Origin of the sequence: Tomitella gaofuii (assembly GCF_014126825.1) — a bacterium.
Classification (GTDB): Bacteria; Actinomycetota; Actinomycetes; order Mycobacteriales; family Mycobacteriaceae; genus Tomitella; species Tomitella gaofuii.
In genome coordinates this window covers 653,628-670,465 of the sequence record NZ_CP059900.1, presented here as the reverse complement: position 1 = coordinate 670,465, position 16,838 = coordinate 653,628, and the positions used below count along the sequence as shown (strand labels likewise).

The 16,838-nt window shown below is 69.9% G+C and carries 12 protein-coding genes, 1 tRNA gene and 1 other RNA gene; 9 read left to right on the top strand and 5 right to left on the bottom strand.

Features of this window, described 5'->3' with window-relative positions; all coding sequences use genetic code 11:
• The first annotated feature begins 332 nt into the window (after nucleotides 1–332).
• The 3 genes from H4F70_RS03115 to H4F70_RS03105 all read left to right on the top strand — a co-directional run bounded on the left by H4F70_RS03115 (nucleotide 333) and on the right by H4F70_RS03105 (nucleotide 5,512).
• A complete protein-coding gene (locus tag H4F70_RS03115; protein WP_182359003.1) occupies nucleotides 333–1,853 on the top strand; it encodes a DEAD/DEAH box helicase in 1,521 nt (506 codons plus the stop codon).
• A gap of 239 nt (nucleotides 1,854–2,092) precedes the next feature.
• Nucleotides 2,093–3,688: an ABC transporter substrate-binding protein gene (locus H4F70_RS03110; protein ID WP_235681310.1), complete on the top strand. Its 1,596-nt coding sequence runs from the start codon at nucleotides 2,093–2,095 to the stop codon at nucleotides 3,686–3,688.
• A gap of 231 nt (nucleotides 3,689–3,919) precedes the next feature.
• Nucleotides 3,920–5,512: an ABC transporter substrate-binding protein gene (locus H4F70_RS03105; protein ID WP_235681309.1), complete on the top strand. Its 1,593-nt coding sequence runs from the start codon at nucleotides 3,920–3,922 to the stop codon at nucleotides 5,510–5,512.
• A gap of 131 nt (nucleotides 5,513–5,643) precedes the next feature.
• Here the strand turns inward: H4F70_RS03105 and H4F70_RS03100 are convergent, their stop codons facing one another.
• A complete protein-coding gene (locus H4F70_RS03100; protein ID WP_182359000.1) occupies nucleotides 5,644–7,998 on the bottom strand; it encodes an arylsulfatase in 2,355 nt (784 codons plus the stop codon).
• Between the two features lie 116 nt (nucleotides 7,999–8,114).
• Between H4F70_RS03100 and H4F70_RS03095 the strand changes: the two genes are divergently transcribed.
• Both H4F70_RS03095 and H4F70_RS03090 read left to right on the top strand, forming a co-directional pair.
• A complete protein-coding gene (locus H4F70_RS03095; RefSeq protein WP_182358999.1) occupies nucleotides 8,115–8,690 on the top strand; it encodes a TetR/AcrR family transcriptional regulator in 576 nt (191 codons plus the stop codon).
• Nucleotides 8,687–9,676, top strand: coding sequence for a formylglycine-generating enzyme family protein (locus tag H4F70_RS03090; RefSeq protein WP_182358998.1), 990 nt, complete (start codon nucleotides 8,687–8,689; stop codon nucleotides 9,674–9,676). The genes H4F70_RS03095 and H4F70_RS03090 overlap by 4 nt, the downstream gene beginning before the upstream one ends.
• Nucleotides 9,677–9,686: 10 nt before the next feature.
• On the opposite strand, the gene H4F70_RS03085 is transcribed toward H4F70_RS03090, so the two are convergent.
• Nucleotides 9,687–10,919: a L,D-transpeptidase gene (locus H4F70_RS03085; protein WP_182358997.1), complete on the bottom strand. Its 1,233-nt coding sequence runs from the start codon at nucleotides 10,917–10,919 to the stop codon at nucleotides 9,687–9,689.
• Nucleotides 10,920–11,165: 246 nt separating this feature from the next.
• Between H4F70_RS03085 and H4F70_RS03080 the strand changes: the two genes are divergently transcribed.
• Nucleotides 11,166–11,396: a hypothetical protein gene (locus tag H4F70_RS03080; protein WP_220471762.1), complete on the top strand. Its 231-nt coding sequence runs from the start codon at nucleotides 11,166–11,168 to the stop codon at nucleotides 11,394–11,396.
• Between the two features lie 30 nt (nucleotides 11,397–11,426).
• Here H4F70_RS03080 and H4F70_RS03075 read toward each other — a convergent pair whose 3' ends face one another.
• Complete coding sequence (locus tag H4F70_RS03075; RefSeq protein ID WP_182358996.1) at nucleotides 11,427–12,716, bottom strand: aspartate aminotransferase type Ic; 1,290 nt, start codon at nucleotides 12,714–12,716, stop codon at nucleotides 11,427–11,429.
• 86 nt (nucleotides 12,717–12,802) lie between these two features.
• Nucleotides 12,803–12,897, bottom strand: an RNA gene (gene ffs, locus H4F70_RS03070) — signal recognition particle sRNA small type.
• 122 nt (nucleotides 12,898–13,019) lie between these two features.
• Between ffs and H4F70_RS03065 the strand changes: the two genes are divergently transcribed.
• Nucleotides 13,020–13,107: transfer RNA gene (locus tag H4F70_RS03065), tRNA-Ser, on the top strand.
• A gap of 158 nt (nucleotides 13,108–13,265) precedes the next feature.
• A complete protein-coding gene (locus H4F70_RS03060; RefSeq protein WP_235681308.1) occupies nucleotides 13,266–14,834 on the top strand; it encodes a DUF4185 domain-containing protein in 1,569 nt (522 codons plus the stop codon).
• Nucleotides 14,835–14,926: 92 nt separating this feature from the next.
• On the opposite strand, the gene H4F70_RS03055 is transcribed toward H4F70_RS03060, so the two are convergent.
• Entirely contained in the window at nucleotides 14,927–15,703 is a 777-nt protein-coding gene (locus tag H4F70_RS03055) for an MIP/aquaporin family protein (protein ID WP_182358995.1), read from the bottom strand.
• Nucleotides 15,704–15,897: 194 nt separating this feature from the next.
• Between H4F70_RS03055 and gluQRS the strand changes: the two genes are divergently transcribed.
• Nucleotides 15,898–16,833: a tRNA glutamyl-Q(34) synthetase GluQRS gene (gluQRS, locus tag H4F70_RS03050; protein ID WP_182358994.1), complete on the top strand. Its 936-nt coding sequence runs from the start codon at nucleotides 15,898–15,900 to the stop codon at nucleotides 16,831–16,833.
• Nucleotides 16,834–16,838: the final 5 nt, after the last annotated feature.

The following is a 16,838-nucleotide window of genomic DNA, read 5'->3' as shown; positions in this document are numbered from 1 at the left end:
GTCGGCAGTCGGCCCGTGCTGCGGCGAACCGCTAGACTGTCAATGCCCGGCGCGGACGCGGGCGCCCGCAGAGGCGCAGTCCCGCCGGATACGTCGTGGAATGCTCTTTCACTCCGGCGATCGCCAGCCGCCTTCCGGACCCACGGGCCGGTCGCTGCACTGCCGCCGGAACCTGATCGACAGTGCTCACTCCGGCACCAGCGGTTCTCGCGGCGATCGATTTCGCCTCCAGGCGATCTCGCCCCAGCGCACGGTGCATCGAGGCCCGCCCTTCCACGGCGGGCGCATCCACCTGCCGTGCGCCCGAATGCCAGTGAAAGGCAGGCCTATCCATGACCGTCACCACCGCACCCGCAGTTGCGCGGGAGGACTCCGCGGGCGCCCCGCCGCAGTCCTTCGCCGCCCTCGGCGTGCCCGCGGCACTCGTCGACGCCCTCACCGCCGCCGGGATCACGAGTCCGTTCCCCATCCAGACGGACACGCTCCCCGACACCCTCGCCGGCCGAGACGTGCTGGGGCGCGGCAAGACCGGCAGCGGCAAGACCCTCGCCTTCTCCATCCCGATGGCCGCGCGGTTGGCGCTCGGCGGCACCCGCACGAAGCCGGGCCGGCCCCGCGGCCTCATCCTGGCGCCCACCCGGGAGCTGGCCACCCAGATCACCGACACGCTGCAACCGCTCGCCTCCGCCGCGGGCCTGCGCGTCACGACGATCTTCGGCGGGGTCAAACAGGGCCGCCAGGTCGACGCACTGCGCTCCGGGGTCGACATCGTCGTCGCCTGCCCCGGGCGCCTCGAGGATCTGATGCGGCAGGGCCACGTCAATCTGGGCTCCGTCGAGATCAGCGTCCTCGACGAGGCCGACCACATGGCAGACCTCGGCTTCCTCCCCGGCGTCACGCGGATCCTCTCGGCCACCGATCCCTCCGGGCAGCGCCTGTTGTTCTCCGCCACCCTCGACAACGGCGTGGACAAGCTGGTCAAGCGGTTCATGCACAAGCCCACGCACCACTCGGTGGACCCCGCCGAGTCGCCCGTCGTCGCGATGACCCACCACGTCTACGAGGTCGCCGGAGCCGACGCCAAGAAGGAACTGGTGCGGTACCTCGCCTCGGGCACAGGGCGCCGAATCCTGTTCCTGCGCACCAAGCACCAGGCCAAGAAGCTGGCCAAGCAACTCACCGCCTCCGGCGTCCCGGCCGTCGACCTGCACGGCAACCTCTCGCAGAACGCACGCGACCGCAACCTCGCCGCATTCACGACGGGCGACGTGCGGGTCCTCGTCGCCACGGACATCGCCGCACGCGGAGTGCACGTGGACGAGGTCGAGCTGGTGGTCCACGTCGACCCGCCGGCGGAACACAAGGCGTACCTGCACCGCTCAGGCCGCACCGCCCGCGCGGGCCACAGCGGCGATGTGGTCACGGTCGTGCTCCCCGAGCAGCGCCGCGACGTCGCGCAGCTCCTCCGGAAGGCCCGCATCACGGCGAAGCCGCAGCCGGTGAGCGCCTCGTCCGCCGCCGTCGTGGAACTCGTCGGCGAGGTCGCGCCGTACCGTGAACCGGCGGCACCCGTCGCGCCGCAGAATCCGGCGCAGAACTCCTCGGCAGGCCGGGCCGCCGGGAGCCGCCCCGGAGGCCGCCGGCGCAGCGGCGCCCGGTCCACGAGTGGCCGAGGAGCCAGCGCCCGGACCGCGCGCGGCGGTGCAGGGCGCAGCGGGGAGCAGACCGCCGCCCGCCAGGGGCAGGGTCGACCTCGCCAGGGGCAGAGTCCCTCCAGGCAGGGGCAGGGTCCGTCCCGCCAGGGACAGGGCCGACGCCGGGCCACCCGCGCATCCGGCAGGCCGCAGGGCTGAGAAGGATTGGGCCCCCGGTGGGCCCGTCCCCGCGACAAGGGGCGTACGAGTCGTACTCGTACGCCCCTTTTCCGCATCTCCAACAGACGAGATGCGGTCCACAATGTCGCTCGTCTGTGCTATAAATCACTCCATCGAATTCAATGCTGCGGGGCATTCAGGCCGGGGTCTGTGGATGCTCCTGCGGCGGAACCGGAAGGAAGTCGATGGCTCAATCAAGGCGGAGAAGGCTCGGCACCGTGGCAGTGGCACTGTTCGCCAGCGCCGCGCTGCTCGCCGGCTGTTCCAGCAGCGGTGACTCCGGGTCCGGAGGCGAGGGATCAAGCTCCGGAGGCGGCTCCGGCGACATCACGAAGGCCGGTGTGATCGGCGATCAGCCGGAGGCGGGCGAACCGGTCAGCGGCGGCACGCTGAGCTTCGCCGGGTTCTCGATGCCGTCGAGCCTGGACCCCACCAAGACCCAGCCCGCCGGCTCCACCGGCGGCACCGAGATGGCCAACATCTACGACCTGCTCGTGCGCTACGACGCCGACAAGCAGCAGTACGTGCCGCAGCTCGCGAAGTCGCTCACCGAAAGCGACGACCACCTCACCTGGACCATCGGCCTGCGCGACGGCGTGACCTTCTCCGACGGCACCCCGCTCGACGCCCAGGCCGTCGTCGACAGCATGAACCGGTTCACGAAGAACCGCGGCGCCAACAGCCAACAGTTCCAGGCCGGCGTCAAGAGCATCGAGGCCACCGACCCGCAGACCGTCACGGTCACCCTCAACGCGCCGTGGAGGGAGTTCCCCGCGGTCCTCACCTTCGGCTACGGCATGATCCTCGCCCCCGCCGCCTACGCGGACCCGAACAACTTCAAGCCCATCGGCGCCGGGCCGTACACCGTCGCCAACTTCGCGCCGGCCGAGTCGCTCGAGCTCACGCCGCGCGAGGACTACTGGGACGGCAAGCCGTACCTGGACAGCCTCAAGTTCGTCAACATCGCCGGCGGCCAGCCGCGCATCCAGGCGATGGACTCCGGCGGCGTCCAGATGACGTTCCTGCGTTCGCCGGAGTGGGTGAGCGCCGCCGAGGCGAAGTACCCGGGCTTCTACGAACCGCTGAACGTCAACGACGTCCTGCAGATCAACAACCGTGAGGGCCACCCGGGCGCGGATCCGAACATCCGCAAGGCCATCGCGCTGGCTCTGGACCCCGACGTGATCAACCAGCGGGCCTTCGGCGGCGACGGCCACCCGACCACCAAGATCTTCGCCGAGTGGTCCAAGTGGCACAACGACGTGCCCGCGTTCACGCAGGACACCGCGCAGGCCAAGCAGCTCGTCGACGCCGCCAAGGCGGGCGGGTTCGACGGCAACCTCACCTACGTGAGCGTCAACAGCCCCGTCTCGCAGGCCATCGCCACCTCCACCCAGGCGATGCTCAACGCGGTGGGCTTCAACGTGGACGTCCAGTACACCGCCACGATCACCGACATGGTCAAGCGCCTCTACGTCGACCACGACTTCGGCATCACCTACTCGTCGTACAGCATTTCCGACGCGGTGCCGTTCATGCGCCTGGACTCCGCGCTGCGCAGCGACTCGTCCAACAACATCCTCGGCTACGACAGCCCCGAGATGGACAAGCTGCTCGACACCGCGCAGCACGCCACCACCGAGGACGCGGAAAAGGCGGCGCTGAAGGCGATCGAGCAGAAGATCCACGACGATGTGCCGTTCGTGAGCCTCGGCTGGGGCGCGAACTTCGTCGCCTGGAAGCCGAACGTGTACGGCGCGATGCCCAGCAACGACGGCATCATGCTGCTGGGCAACACCTGGATCAAAAAGTGACACCACGCTGACCGCGCAGCAGTCGCCTCCGCCGGCGTGGCGATCGGGAAACCCCCCGTCGCCACGCCGGCGTGCGTCGTCGACAGACAATTCCCGGCCAGTGGGACCCGACCCGTATCGCTGTGCACCTCGTCACAGACTGTGACATCGGAGACGGTCGACACGTCCGTCGAAGTTTCAGGCGATCGGGAGGAACCCATGGCACGCACGATTCGGGCCAGAAGGATAGGAGTGGCCGCCGCCGCGATGCTCGCCAGCACCGCGCTGCTCGCCGGTTGCGCCAGCAATGGCGGCGGATCGGGTTCCGGCGGATCCGGCGGCAGTGAGGGCGCGCAGATCACCAAAGCCGGCGTCATCGGCGACCAGGCCGAGCCCGGCCAGCCGGTCAGCGGCGGCACGCTGAGCTTCGCCGGCTATTCGATGCCGTCGAGCCTGGACCCCACCAAGACCCAGCCCGCCGGCTCCACCGGCGGCACCGAGATGGCCAACATCTACGACCTGCTCGTGCGCTACGACGCCGACAAGCAGCAGTACGTGCCGCAGCTCGCGAAGTCGCTCACCGAAAGCGACGACCACCTCACCTGGACCATCGGCCTGCGCGAGGGTGTGACCTTCTCCGACGGCACCCCGCTCGACGCCCAGGCCGTCGTCGACAGCATGAACCGGTTCACGAAGAACCGCGGCGCCAACAGCCAGCAGTTCCAGGCCGGCGTCAAGAGCATCGAGGCCACCGACCCGCAGACCGTCACGGTCACCCTCAACGCGCCGTGGAGGGAGTTCCCCGCGGTCCTCACCTTCGGCTACGGCATGATCCTCGCCCCCGCCGCCTACGCGGACCCGAACAACTTCAAGCCCATCGGCGCCGGGCCGTACACCGTCGCCAACTTCGCGCCGGCCGAGTCGCTCGAGCTCACGCCGCGCGAGGACTACTGGGACGGCAAGCCGTACCTGGACAGCCTCAAGTTCGTCAACATCGCCGGCGGCCAGCCGCGCATCCAGGCGATGGACTCCGGCGGCGTCCAGATGACGTTCCTGCGCTCCGCCGAGTGGGTCGCCAATGCGACGGACAAGTACCCCGGCTACTACGAGCCGCTCAACGTGGCCGATGTGCTGCAGATCAACAACCGTGAGGGCCACCCGGGCGCGGATCCGAACATCCGCAAGGCCATCGCGCTGGCCATGGACCCCGACGTGATCAACCAGCGGGCCTTCAGCGGCGACGCACACCCGACCACCAAGATCTTCGCCGAGTGGTCCAAGTGGCACAACGACGTGCCCGCGTTCACGCAGGACACCGCGCAGGCCAAGCAGCTCGTCGACGCCGCCAAGGCGAACGGGTTCGACGGCAACATCACCTACGTCACGGTGAACAACCCCGTCTCGCAGGCCATCGCCACCTCCACCCAGGCGATGCTCAACGCGGTGGGCTTCAACGTGGACGTCCAGTACACCGCCACGATCACCGACATGGTCAAGCGTCTCTACGTCGACCACGACTTCGACCTGACCTACGGCTCGTACAGCATCTCGGACGCGGTGCCGTTCATGCGCCTGGACTCCGCGCTGCGCAGCGACTCGTCCAACAACATCCTCGGCTACGACAACCCCGAGATGGACAAGCTCCTCGACACCGCGCAGCACGCCACCACCGACGACGCCGAGAAGGCCGCGCTGCAGGCGATCGAGCAGAAGATCCACGACGACGTGCCGTTCCTGAGCCTCGGCTGGGGCGCGAACTTCGTCGCCTGGAAGCCGAACGTGTACGGCGCGATGCCCAGCAACGACGGCATCATGCTGCTGGGCAACACCTGGATCCAGAAGTGACCCGGTTCTGACCGGGTTCCGGTGAAGCGAAGGGCGGGTGCTCTCCTCACGGAGAGCACCCGCCCTTCGCTTGTCCCGGCGCTCAGTCCACCTCGGACGCCCACAGGATGCCGTGGTGGCGGCACATCCGATCAGTGGGTGGCCATCGCGATCCGCGCCTTCTCGGACGGCGGGATGTCGCGCGCCTGCGGCAGTTCCACGTGCACGTGCCGCAGCGCCGGGCCGAAGGCGAACGGCCCGCGGCCCGCGTACTCGGGGCTCACCGCGCTGCCGCGATTGCGCCCCACATCGAATTGCTCGTTCATGCTGAACATGGCGCGCACCGTCCGCGCGATCCGGCCCGACGCGACGGCCACGCCGTCGACGGACAGCGTCAGTTCGCCGCCCTTGCCGAATCCGGCTCCGTCGTAGACGAAGTCGGCGGTCACGGTCCGCGCGCCCGCGGGCAGCACGTCGTCGCCCCGGATGTGGGTGAGTTCGCGGCCGACGAAGTTGTAGCAGAACACCGGCCGTCCCTCGAGCACGTAGAATGCGAATCCGGCGAACCGGCCGCCGATGCTCGCCAGCAGCCCCTCCGTGCCGGCGCCGCCTTCGAAGTCCGGCGCCAGGGCCGCGGTGAGCGTGAACGAGCGGTTGAAGAAGTTCGGCGCCGCCTTCTCCACCAGCCCGTCCATGTGCGGGTACAGAGTGATCGCGGTGCGGCCGCGCATCGGGTGCGGCGGGCCGGACGCCGGGTCCGGGTAGCGGCCCACGGTGCGGTCGTCGAGCGGCAGCACCTGGTGGCGCGCCGCCTCGGCGAGGAACTTGCCCTGCAGCTCGGCGAGCGTGCCCGGATGCTCGGCCGACAGGTCCCGGGCCTGCGACCAGTCCACGGTGGTGTCGTACAGTTCCCACCGGTCCTCGTCCATGGTAGGCAGATCCTTGACCGGCGTGGCCATCAGCCACGGGGCGCGGTGCGCGGTCACCGCTGTCCAGCCGTGGTCGTAGATGCCCCGGTTGCCGAAGATCTCGAAGTATTGGGTGACGTGCCGGTCCTCGGCGTCGGGCGCATTGAACGAGTAGTTCATCGCGGTGCCCTCCATCGGCTTCTGCCGTACCCCGTCCACGCTCTGCGGCACAGGGATGCCCGCAGCCTCGAGAATCGTCGGCGTGATGTCGACGCAGTGGTGCCACTGGTGCCGCAGCCCCGGTTCTGCGATCCCCTTCGGCCAGTGCACGATCAGTCCGTTGCGGGTGCCCCCGTAGTGGGAAGCCACCTGCTTGGCCCACTGGTAGGGCGTATCCAGCGCCAGCGCCCACGACGACGGGAAGTGCGCATAGCTCGACGGGCGGCCGATCTCGTCGATACGCTCGAGCGACTCCTGGGTGCCGCTGCGGTAGCCGTTGAGGTTGGCCAGATAGTTGAACGCCCCCTCCATGCCGCCCTCGGCGGAGGCGCCGTTGTCGCCGATCATGTAGATGACCAGTGTGTTGTCGAGATCGCCGCGTTCGCGCAGCGCATCCACCATGCGGCCCACCTGATCGTCGGTGTGCTCGAGGAACGCCGCGTAGATCTCCATGAACCGCGCCGCGACGGTGCGCTGGTCATCGTCCAGCTCGTCCCAGTGGGGCAGGCCCGGGGCCCACGGCGCCAGCACCGTGTCTTCCGGCACCACGCCCAGCTCCTTCTGCCGGGCCAGGGTGATCTCCCGCTGGCGGTCCCAGCCGTGGTCGAAGGCGCCGCGGTACTTGTCCAGGTACGCGTCGGGCACCTGCAAGGGGGCATGGCATGCGCCGAAGGGCAGATAGCACAGCCACGGCTTGTCGGGGTCCATCGTCTCCACCGAGTCGATCCATTCGATCGCACGGTCCACCAGGTCCTCGGACAGGTGGTACCCCTGCTCGGGCGTGGCCGGCGGGTCCACGGTGCGGAAACCGTCGTAGAGCACCGGCTCGAACTGGTCGGACTCCGCCCCGAGGAACCCGTAGAACTTCTCGAACCCCTCACGCAGCGGCCAACGGTCGAACGGGCCGGCCGGACTGATCTCCCACGGCGGCGTCTGATGCATCTTGCCGAAAGCGCCGGTGGCGTAGCCGTTGCCCTGCAATACACGGGCCACGGTGGCGGCGGACGCGGGCCGGGTGCCGTTGTATCCGGGAGCCTGGCCCGCCATCTCCGCGATGACGCCGAAGCCGACGCTGTGGTGGTTGCGCCCCGTCAGCGTCGCCGCGCGCGTGGGCGAGCACAGCGCGGTGGTGTGGAATCGGGTGTAGGTGAGCCCGTCCTCGGCCAGCCGCTCCGCGGCGGGGGTCCGGCACGGGCCGCCGAAGGCCGATGCGGCGCCGAAGCCCACGTCGTCGATCATCACCAACAACACGTTCGGGGCGCCGTCCGGCGGGCGGATCGGGTCGGGCCGCCGGAAGGGCGGGTTCTGGCTGCGGTAGTCGACGGCGGCGGGGGTCGTCGACGCGGGTTCTTCGATGGGGATGGAGTACCGGTTGACCACGGCGACTCGCTTTCGTGTCGTGGACGGGGACGTCGGATCTGCGGAGCACGGCACTGTAGTCGGTCGACTACAAGTGCGACGACAACCACTGTAGCCGATCGACTACAGTCGGAGGCGTGCATCCGAAATCCGAACCGGAGCGACCGACCGGCCGGGACGCCGTCCGACGGTCGATCCTCCGCGCGGCGCGGCACCACTTCGCCCGGGAGGGGTGCCGCGCCTCACTGCGCGACATCGCCGCCACCGCCGGAGTCAACGCCGGACTCATCCATCGGCACTTCGGCCGCAAAGAGCAGCTGATCGACGAGGTCATCGAGGACACGCTGGAATCCAGCACGCGGCACGTCGCCGCCGACGGGGCCGTGCGGTCGATGTTCCTCGATTCCACCACGCAGACCGACTTCGTCCGGATGATCGCGTGGATGGCTCTCGAGAGCGGGCCCGAGGGCGCGTCGCCGCTCACGTCCGCCCCGCACCGCACCATCGCCGCAGTGCGCGGGGCACCGTCCCCCGAGCCGGACCGTGATGCCCGGCTCATGATCGCCCTCACCGTCATCTACGGCTGGTCGGTGTTCAGCCGCGAGATGCTCTCCGCCTTCGACGTGGAGGAGGAACGCCGCGACGAGTTCGAGCACCGTATCGCCGACCTGCTCGCCGCACTGACCGCTCCGGAGAAGGAGGCGAACCCATGACCGACCCGACCCCCGCGACCGCGGAGCCGCGCCCCTGCTGCGCGGCGAGCGCGCTGCCCGGGCCCGCTCCCGTCGCCGGCGGGCCCGCCCCCCGCAGCCCCGCCGACGGCGTCGCCCGAAATCCGCGCAGCACGAAGGGGCAGGTGCCCCTGACCGGCGGCGTGTTCTCGATGGGCGACCACTTCGACGAGGGATATCCCGACGACGGCGAGACGCCCGTGCACACCGTGGAGATCGCGCCGTTCCACATCGACGAGACCGCCGTCACCAACAGGGCGTTCGCCCGGTTCGTCCGCGCCACCGGATACATCACCGAATCCGAGCGCTTCGGCGTGTCCGCCGTCTTCCACCTCGCGGTCGAAGCCGGACCGGAAGATATCATGCACCGGCTCGACACCACCCCCTGGTGGGTCGCCGTGCGGGGTGCCGACTGGCGCCATCCCGAGGGGCCCCGATCGGCCATCGGCGAGCGGTCGAACCATCCGGTGGTGCACGTGTCCTGGAACGACGCCGCAGCGTACGCGGCGTGGGCCGGTAAACGCCTGCCCACCGAAGCGGAGTGGGAGTACGCCGCGCGCGGCGGGCTCGCCGGGCGCCGCTACGCCTGGGGCGACGAGCTGACCCCGCGGGGCGAATGGCGCTGCAATATCTGGCAGGGCCGGTTCCCCGACGTCAACACGCGCGACGACGGATACCTGACGACCGCCCCGGTCAAGTCCTACCGCCCCAACGGCTACGGGCTCTGGGGGACGGCCGGCAACGTGTGGGAATGGTGCGCGGACCACTTCGACCCCGGCTATTACGCGCGGGCGCCCCGGCACGACCCGCACGGCCCGCTCGAGGCCACCGGCGCGCAGGTGATGCGCGGCGGATCGTTCCTGTGCCACGACTCGTACTGCAACCGCTACCGGGTGGCGGCGCGCTCGGCGAACACGCCGGACTCGGCGTCGGCCAACCTGGGCTTCCGCTGCGCCAACGACGCGTGAGCTCCGGGGCTCAGACCGCGCTGCCGGCCACCCAGGTGTCCCACGGCACGGACCAGTCGCCGTTCTGCCACAGTTGCAGCGGCGAACCGCCGGTGTTGATGACCTTCACCACGTCGCCGATGCGGGAGAAGTTGTAGAACCACTCCGCGTTGACCGGCGACAGGTTCAGGCAGCCGTGGCTGGTGTCCGTGTTGCCCTGCGCCCACATGGTGGAGGCGAGCGCGTGCAGGTAGATGCCGTCGTTGGATATCCGGGTGGCCCAGTTGATCGACTCTTTGTAGCCCAGGCGTGAGTTGATCGGCAGGCCGTAGGTCGACGAGTCCATCACCACCGGATTCGCCTTGCCCAACACCGTGTAGGTGCCCGGCTGGGTCCAGAACGACAGCGTCTGGCCATTGATCGTCTGCGTGCCGCCCATGCCCATCGACGTCGGCATGGTGCGCACCACCTGGCCGTTGTTCTTGACCGTGACCATCTTGGTGTTGTCGTCCGCCACAGAGATGTGGGCGTCGCCGATGGTGAACGAGATCGACTCGTCCTCCTGGCCGTACATCCCGCCGCCCACGTCGACGCCGTACAGCTTGGCGTCCACCGTCACCTTGGTGCCGGGCGCGTAGAAGTCCTTCGGGCGCCAGTGCGCGGCGGAATCGCTCACCCAGTTCCACGCGCCGTCCACATGCGGGCTCGTCGTCACGGTCAGCGTCTTCTGCGCGGCGGCCTTGTCTTCGATCGGCTCGTCGAAGTGGGCGACGATCACCATCCCGACGCCGTAGGTGGCGCCGTCGCGCATCGCCCCGCCGCCCGTCGTCTCGAAGTACAGCTTGGTCTTGTTGCTGGGCGTGAGCGTCGAGACGGTCTTGGTGATGTCCGTCGTCAGTCCTTTCGCGTCCACCGCGGTCGCCTTGATCGTGTACTTCTTCGCGTAGCCGAGCGGTTCCGTGGTCTTCCAGGAGATCCTGTCCGGGGTCATCACCCCCTCGACCTTCTCGCCCTCCGGGTTGGTCATGACGACGTCGGTGAGCGTCCCCTTCTCCACCGTCACCGCGACGGGATCGGTGGGGTTGACCGGGGTGTCCGGCCCCGGGGTGACCGTGATGCGCGCGTCACTGGTCGGCGGCGGCGCCGGGGTGGTACCGGCGGCTCCACCGCCACCGCCTGCTCCGCCGATCGTGCACCCCGCCAGCGTCGCCACCGCCAACAGTGCGCACACGAGCCCGAAAAACATCCGTCGGGACGCCCGCATCTTCACTCCTCGCCCGCGGTCCGCCCACTGGGCGCAGCGCACTGCGCTCGGCGGCGCCCGCACTTGCTATCGCACGCAGCACCCACCCCGGACAGGAGCGGTGCCCCCGCACACCGCCCGGCGTCGCCGGGATGATCGCCTTACCGGACAAGATTACCGACCCGCCCGGAATTCCACCGGTCGGGATCCCGAACCGAACCGGCCATGTGTCACATTCGACGGCCCCGAGGGTCCAGACTGGAACCCGTGGCACACCTCTCCGATTCCGAACACATCACCGATTCCGGGCCGGAGCCCCTTTGTTCCGCACGCGGCTGCCGGCAGGCCGCGCGGTGGGCGGTGATCTGGAACAACCCCCGGATCCACACCCCGGACCGCGAGAAGATCTGGGCCGCCTGCGACGAGCACAGGACGACGCTCGCGGATTTCCTCTCGGCCCGCTCGATGCTCCTGCGCGTCGACCCGCTCGGCGTGTGACGGCCGGCAGGGACTGCCTGAGCGGCTGAATCAGCCCTCGTCGTGCCGGGCCAGCGCCTTCTCCACCGCGGCCAGCACGATGCAGGTGGCCACGCCGTCCATCGCGGTCCGCAGCTCGCCGAGCGACGGGTAGCTGGGCGCCAGGCGGATGTTGCTGTCGGTGGGGTCGTTCTTGTACGGGAAGGCCGACCCCGCCGCGGTGAGCGCGATCCCCGCCTCCGCGGCCAGCTCGATGACGCGCCGGGCGGTGCCGTCGGCGACGTCCACGCTGACGAAATAGCCGCCCTCCGGCGTCGTCCAGGACGCCGCCTTGTTGTCGCCCAGCCGGTCGTCAAGGATCTCGATCACGGCACGGAACTTGGGCGCGAGCAGCTCACGGTGCCGCGCCATGTGCGCCCGCACGCCGTCGGCGTCGCCGAAGAACTTCAGGTGCCGCAGCTGATTGACCTTGTCCGGACCGATCGTCTTCTTGCCCACCAACCCCAGATACCACTCCAGGTTGGCGGTGGACGAGGCGAAGAACCCGACACCCGCACCGGCGAAGGTGATCTTCGAGGTGGATGCGAACACGTAGGGGCGGTCGGGGTTGCCGGCCTCGGCGGCCATGCCCAGCACGTCGAACACCGGCGCGGGCTGGCCCACCAGGGAATGCACCGCGTACGCGTTGTCCCAGAACAGCCGGAAATCCGGCGCGGCGGCGGGCATCGACACGAGCTCGCGCACCACGTCCTCGGAATAGACGGCGCCGGTGGGGTTGGAGTAATTGGGGATGGCCCACATGCCGCGGATCGACGGGTCCGAGGCGACCAGCCCCGCGACGCGGTGCATGTCGGGGCCGTCCTCGAGCATGGGCACCGGAATCATCTCGATCCCGTATTGCTCGCAGATGGCGAAATGCCTGTCGTACCCCGGGCTGGGGCACAGGAACTTCACACCCGGCTCCTGCGACCACGGGCGCGGCGCATCGTGCGTACCCTTGAGCAGGGAGAACACGATGATATCGTGCATGATCTCCAGGCTGGCGTTGCCTCCGGCGATGATGTTCGCGGTGGGCACGTGCAGCAGCTCGCCGAAGATCGCGCGCAGCGCCGGAAGCCCCTCGACGCCGCCGTAGTTGCGACAGTCCGTCCCGTCCGGATCCGTGTAGCCCTCCTCACCGGGCAGCGCGAGCAGGCCGTTGGCCAGGTCCAGCTGCTCCGGCGACGGCTTGCCCCGGGTGAGGTTCAGCGTGAGCGCGGCGTCCACGAGGGCCTCGTAGTTCGCGCTCTGGCGCTGATGCTCGACGACGAGTTCGTCACGACCGAGTGAATCGATCCACATGGGGAGCCTTTCCCGGGGCCCGACACACATGCGTACCGCGAGGCGAGTGCCGTCAGCACCCGGACTGAGGGGGCAGAAGCATACAAAGTCAAGGACCCCGCGCACCCGCCAGAGCCCGTTGACCCTTGCTGCCTTCCGGCCCTGGGGGAGTTCACAGGATGGACGCCGCGCGGGGTCCGAGGACAGTCTAACGACCCCCTGCGCGCGCGACCACTCGCACCCCCTTCTGCGCGATAGCCGCAGGTGGACAGGGCGGCGCGGGGCGATGTGCATCCGCAGGGGCCCACCGGTTATGCTTCTCTCGGAGGATTCGCCTAGTGGCCTATGGCGCTCGCCTGGAACGCGGGTTGGGTTAACGCCCTCAGGGGTTCGAATCCCCTATCCTCCGCCAACGGGATACGCCCGCGGACCGCGCACACGGTCCGCGGGCGTTTTCTCATTCTCAGCTCCGGACCGCCTGCGCGCGTGCGATCCTGACGATTCCGGAGCTGACAGTTCCGGCCCATAGGATTATCGCCGCCGACGTACCTCCGAGTAAGAAGGGCTTCCATGCCGGATCATCCGTACCCACCCCGCCGCACAGTCCCCCGCCCGGCCGCACTGCTCGCCGGCGCCGTCGCACTCGGAACCTGCGCGGCCCTGCCGGCGGCGCCCGCCGGTGCCGCCCCCGTGGACAACGGCTCCATGGGCAGCGTCACCGACCAATCGAGCCTCGACGGCACCCCGCTCGGCGAGAACGGCCCGCAGAGCCTCGGCAGCGCCGGAAGCCTCAGCACCGCGGGCAGCAGCGCCCTCGGCGCACTCACCGCCCCGCTCGAGGGCGGCGGCAGCCTGTCCAGCCTGGCCAGCACCGGGCTGAGCGACAGTTTCGGCGGCGGCTCGCTCGGCTGCGCGCTCGGCAGCACCGGGGTGACGGGCAGCGGCAGCGTCGGCTCCTCAGGCGGCCCGATGCACTCGGTGCCCTGGCTCAACGGGCAGGACGGGATGCTGCCGCAGGTGAACGGCACCACCGAGGCCGTCGCGCACATCACCGGGCCCTCCGGCGCCAACAGCACCGTGCCCCGGTTCAACGTGATCGGCACCGACCTGGGCATCATGTGGGACAACGGGAACGGGCAGACGATGCTCGCCTTCGGCGACACCACCGGCGCCAACGATGATCCCGTCTGCAACGGGCTCGTCGGGCATTGGCGCTCGAACGTGCTGCTGCGCAGCGACGACGACGACCTCTCCGACGGGATGAGCATCGACAGCGCGGCGATGGCCTCCCCCGGCCAGGCCAAGGAGATCCTTCCGAGCCTCAAGGTGCCCGGTGTCGAGCACACCGTGATCCCCACCGCCGGCATCGCCGTTCCGCATGCCGGCGCCGCCGGTGGCTTCCGCCAGTACATCGAGTTCATGTCGGTCAAGAGCTGGGGCGCGCCCGGCGAGTGGACCACCAACTACTCGGCCATCGCCTATTCGGACGACAACGGGGAGAACTGGGTCTCGCCCACCTTCGGTTCCGTGCAGGACATGGTGGGCGAGGCCGTCGCGCCCGGCACCGGGGCCACGGCGCTGAAGACCGCCACGGCGGCGCTGTCGTCCGTGCGGCTCAACGCCGGCGGCAACGCGAACTTCCAGATGGGCGCGTTCGTCCGCACGCACGACGCCGACGTGGGCGATCCGGGCAGCTACGTGTACTTCTTCGGCACCCCGTCGGGGCGCAGCGGCTCGGCGCGCCTGTCGCGCGTGCAGCAGAAGGACATCGAGAACGCCGCCGCCTACACCTACTGGGACGGCTCCGGCTGGGCCGCCACGCCTGAGCAGGCGGCGGTGGTGATCGACGGCAAGGTGAGCGAACTCTCCGTCGCCTTCAACACCTACCTGGGCAAGTACATCGCCATGTACACCCATCCGGTCAAGGGTCTCGTCGTGCGCACTGCCGACAGCCTCACCGGGCCGTGGAGCGGCACGACCACGCTCATCAGCCCGCTCCAGGTGCCGGCCTTCTACGGCGCGTTCATGCATCCGGAGTCGAGCGACTCCGGCGGCAGGCACCTGTATTTCACCGGCACCACGTGGTCCGACTACAACGTGATGCTGCTGCGCACCGACCTCAGCGCACTGCGCGACTGACGGCGCCTGCATACACGGAAGTCCACGGATGCGGCAGGGCGCCGGGGCGACACGCACGCCCCGGCGCCCTGCTCGTCCGCTTCTCGCTACACCTACGCCTGCCCCGCCGCGGGCCCCTCGACCACGTCCGGCTCGATGAGGTCCTCGCCGACCTCCTCGGATTTGCCCGAGTACAGGAACCAGACGACGACGGCGGCGAGCGCGCCGCCGATCAGCGGGGCGACGATGAACAGCCACAGCTGGTTGAGCGCGTCTCCGCCGACGAAGATCGCCGGGCCGATGCTGCGGGCCGGGTTCACCGAGGTGCCGGTGACCGCGACGCCGACCAGGTGCACCGTCGCGAGCGCCAGGCCGATCGCCGCGCCGGACGCCGCCGTGGAGCCCAGCTTGGTCGTCACCGCGAGGACCACCGCGACGAAGATGAACGTCAACACGATCTCGATGAAGAACGCGCCGACCCAGTCGACCCCGATGAACGAGACGCCTTCGCCCCACCCGTTGGTGCCCAGCCCCACCTTGTCGGTGCTGTAGAAGTCCGTGGTGGCGAAGATCCCGCGCAGCACGCCCGCGCCGATGATGCCGCCCGCGATCTGCGCCACCCAGTACGCGACCGCCTCGGTGATGCGCATCCTGCCGGACACGAAGAAGCCGAGCGTCACCGCCGGGTTGATGTGCGCCCCCGAGATCGGGCCGATCGCGTAGGCCATGATCAGCATGATCAGACCGAACGCCAGCGCGGTCGCCACGATCCCCGCGGCCGGGGACTGCCCGGTGAGCCCGAAGCCGAACGACAGCGTCGCCACTCCGACACCGACGAACACCAGAAGCGCTGTGCCCAGCGCCTCCGCCAACAGCTTTCTCGGATCCATACCCGGCCTCCTGCCGCCCGAACGGGTTCGCCGAGCCGGAGGATCGCGGCCCGGCGGCCGGCGACGTACGTCCCGGCAGTTCACACCGTATTGTCAAACTGGACGGATCACCTGTGCGACGCGCCGCAGGGCACAGGCGCTTTCTGCACGGGGCTTTCCGTGCAGGGCATTCCACAGAGGCACAATCGTGGGCGATGACCGCGCACCGACCCCTCCCCGACGGGCACGACGGACCCGCCGCCGGCCGATTCGCCCCCAGCCCGTCCGGCGACCTGCACCTGGGCAACCTGCGGACGGCGCTGCTGGCGTGGCTGTTCGCCCGCACCACCGGCCGCAGGTTCCTGCTGCGGGTCGAGGACCTCGACCGCGTGCGCCCGGGCGCCGAGGACCGCCAGCTCGCGGACCTGCGCGCGCTGGGGCTAGACTGGGACGGGCCGGTATCGCACCAGTCGCAGCGTCGCGCCGGCTACGACGAAGCCATCGGCAGGCTGGCCTCGGCCGGTCTCGTCTACGAGTGCTACTGCACACGCAGGGAGATCCTGCAGGCGCCGTCCGCGCCCCACGCGCCGGGCGGGGCGTACCCGGGGACCTGCCGCGATCTCACCCCGGCGCAGCGGGCGGAGCGCCGCGCGGCGCGCCCCAGCCCCGCACTGCGGCTGCGGTCGACGGTCGCCGAGTGCACGGTGACCGACGTCCTGCACGGCGAGTACACCGGCATGGTCGACGACCTGGTGCTGCGCCGCGGCGACGGCACCCCGGCCTACAACCTCGCGGTGGTGGTGGACGACGCCGCGCAGGGCATCGACCAGGTGGTGCGGGGCGACGACCTGCTCAGCTCGGCCCCGCGCCAGGCCTACCTCGCCGCGACGCTGGGGCTTGCGGTGCCCGAGTACGCGCACGTGCCGCTGGTGTTGGGGCCGCAGGGCAAGCGTCTGGCCAAGCGTGACGGCGCCGTGACCCTCGCCGACTTCGCCGCCGCAGGGCCGGGCGCCGCCGCGCGGGCACTGTCCGCCATCGCCGTGTCCCTGCGCCTGGCCGACCCCCGCGAGACGGTCACCGCGGAGACGCTGCGCACGCGCTTCTCCCCGTCGTCGCTCCCCCGCGGGCCGTGGGTGTATCACCCGGCCTGACAGGT

Excerpts from the sequence above, each read along its gene's own strand:
- H4F70_RS03075 (WP_182358996.1), bottom strand. The coding sequence starts at position 12,716 with ATGTGGATCGATTCACTCGGTCGTGACGAACTCGTCGTCGAGCATCAG.
- H4F70_RS03085 (WP_182358997.1), bottom strand. The coding sequence starts at position 10,919 with ATGCGGGCGTCCCGACGGATGTTTTTCGGGCTCGTGTGCGCACTGTTG.
- H4F70_RS03115 (WP_182359003.1), top strand. The coding sequence starts at position 333 with ATGACCGTCACCACCGCACCCGCAGTTGCGCGGGAGGACTCCGCGGGC.
- H4F70_RS03060 (WP_235681308.1), top strand. The coding sequence starts at position 13,266 with ATGCCGGATCATCCGTACCCACCCCGCCGCACAGTCCCCCGCCCGGCC.
- gluQRS (WP_182358994.1), top strand. The coding sequence starts at position 15,898 with ATGACCGCGCACCGACCCCTCCCCGACGGGCACGACGGACCCGCCGCC.
- H4F70_RS03090 (WP_182358998.1), top strand. The coding sequence starts at position 8,687 with ATGACCGACCCGACCCCCGCGACCGCGGAGCCGCGCCCCTGCTGCGCG.
- H4F70_RS03055 (WP_182358995.1), bottom strand. The coding sequence starts at position 15,703 with ATGGATCCGAGAAAGCTGTTGGCGGAGGCGCTGGGCACAGCGCTTCTG.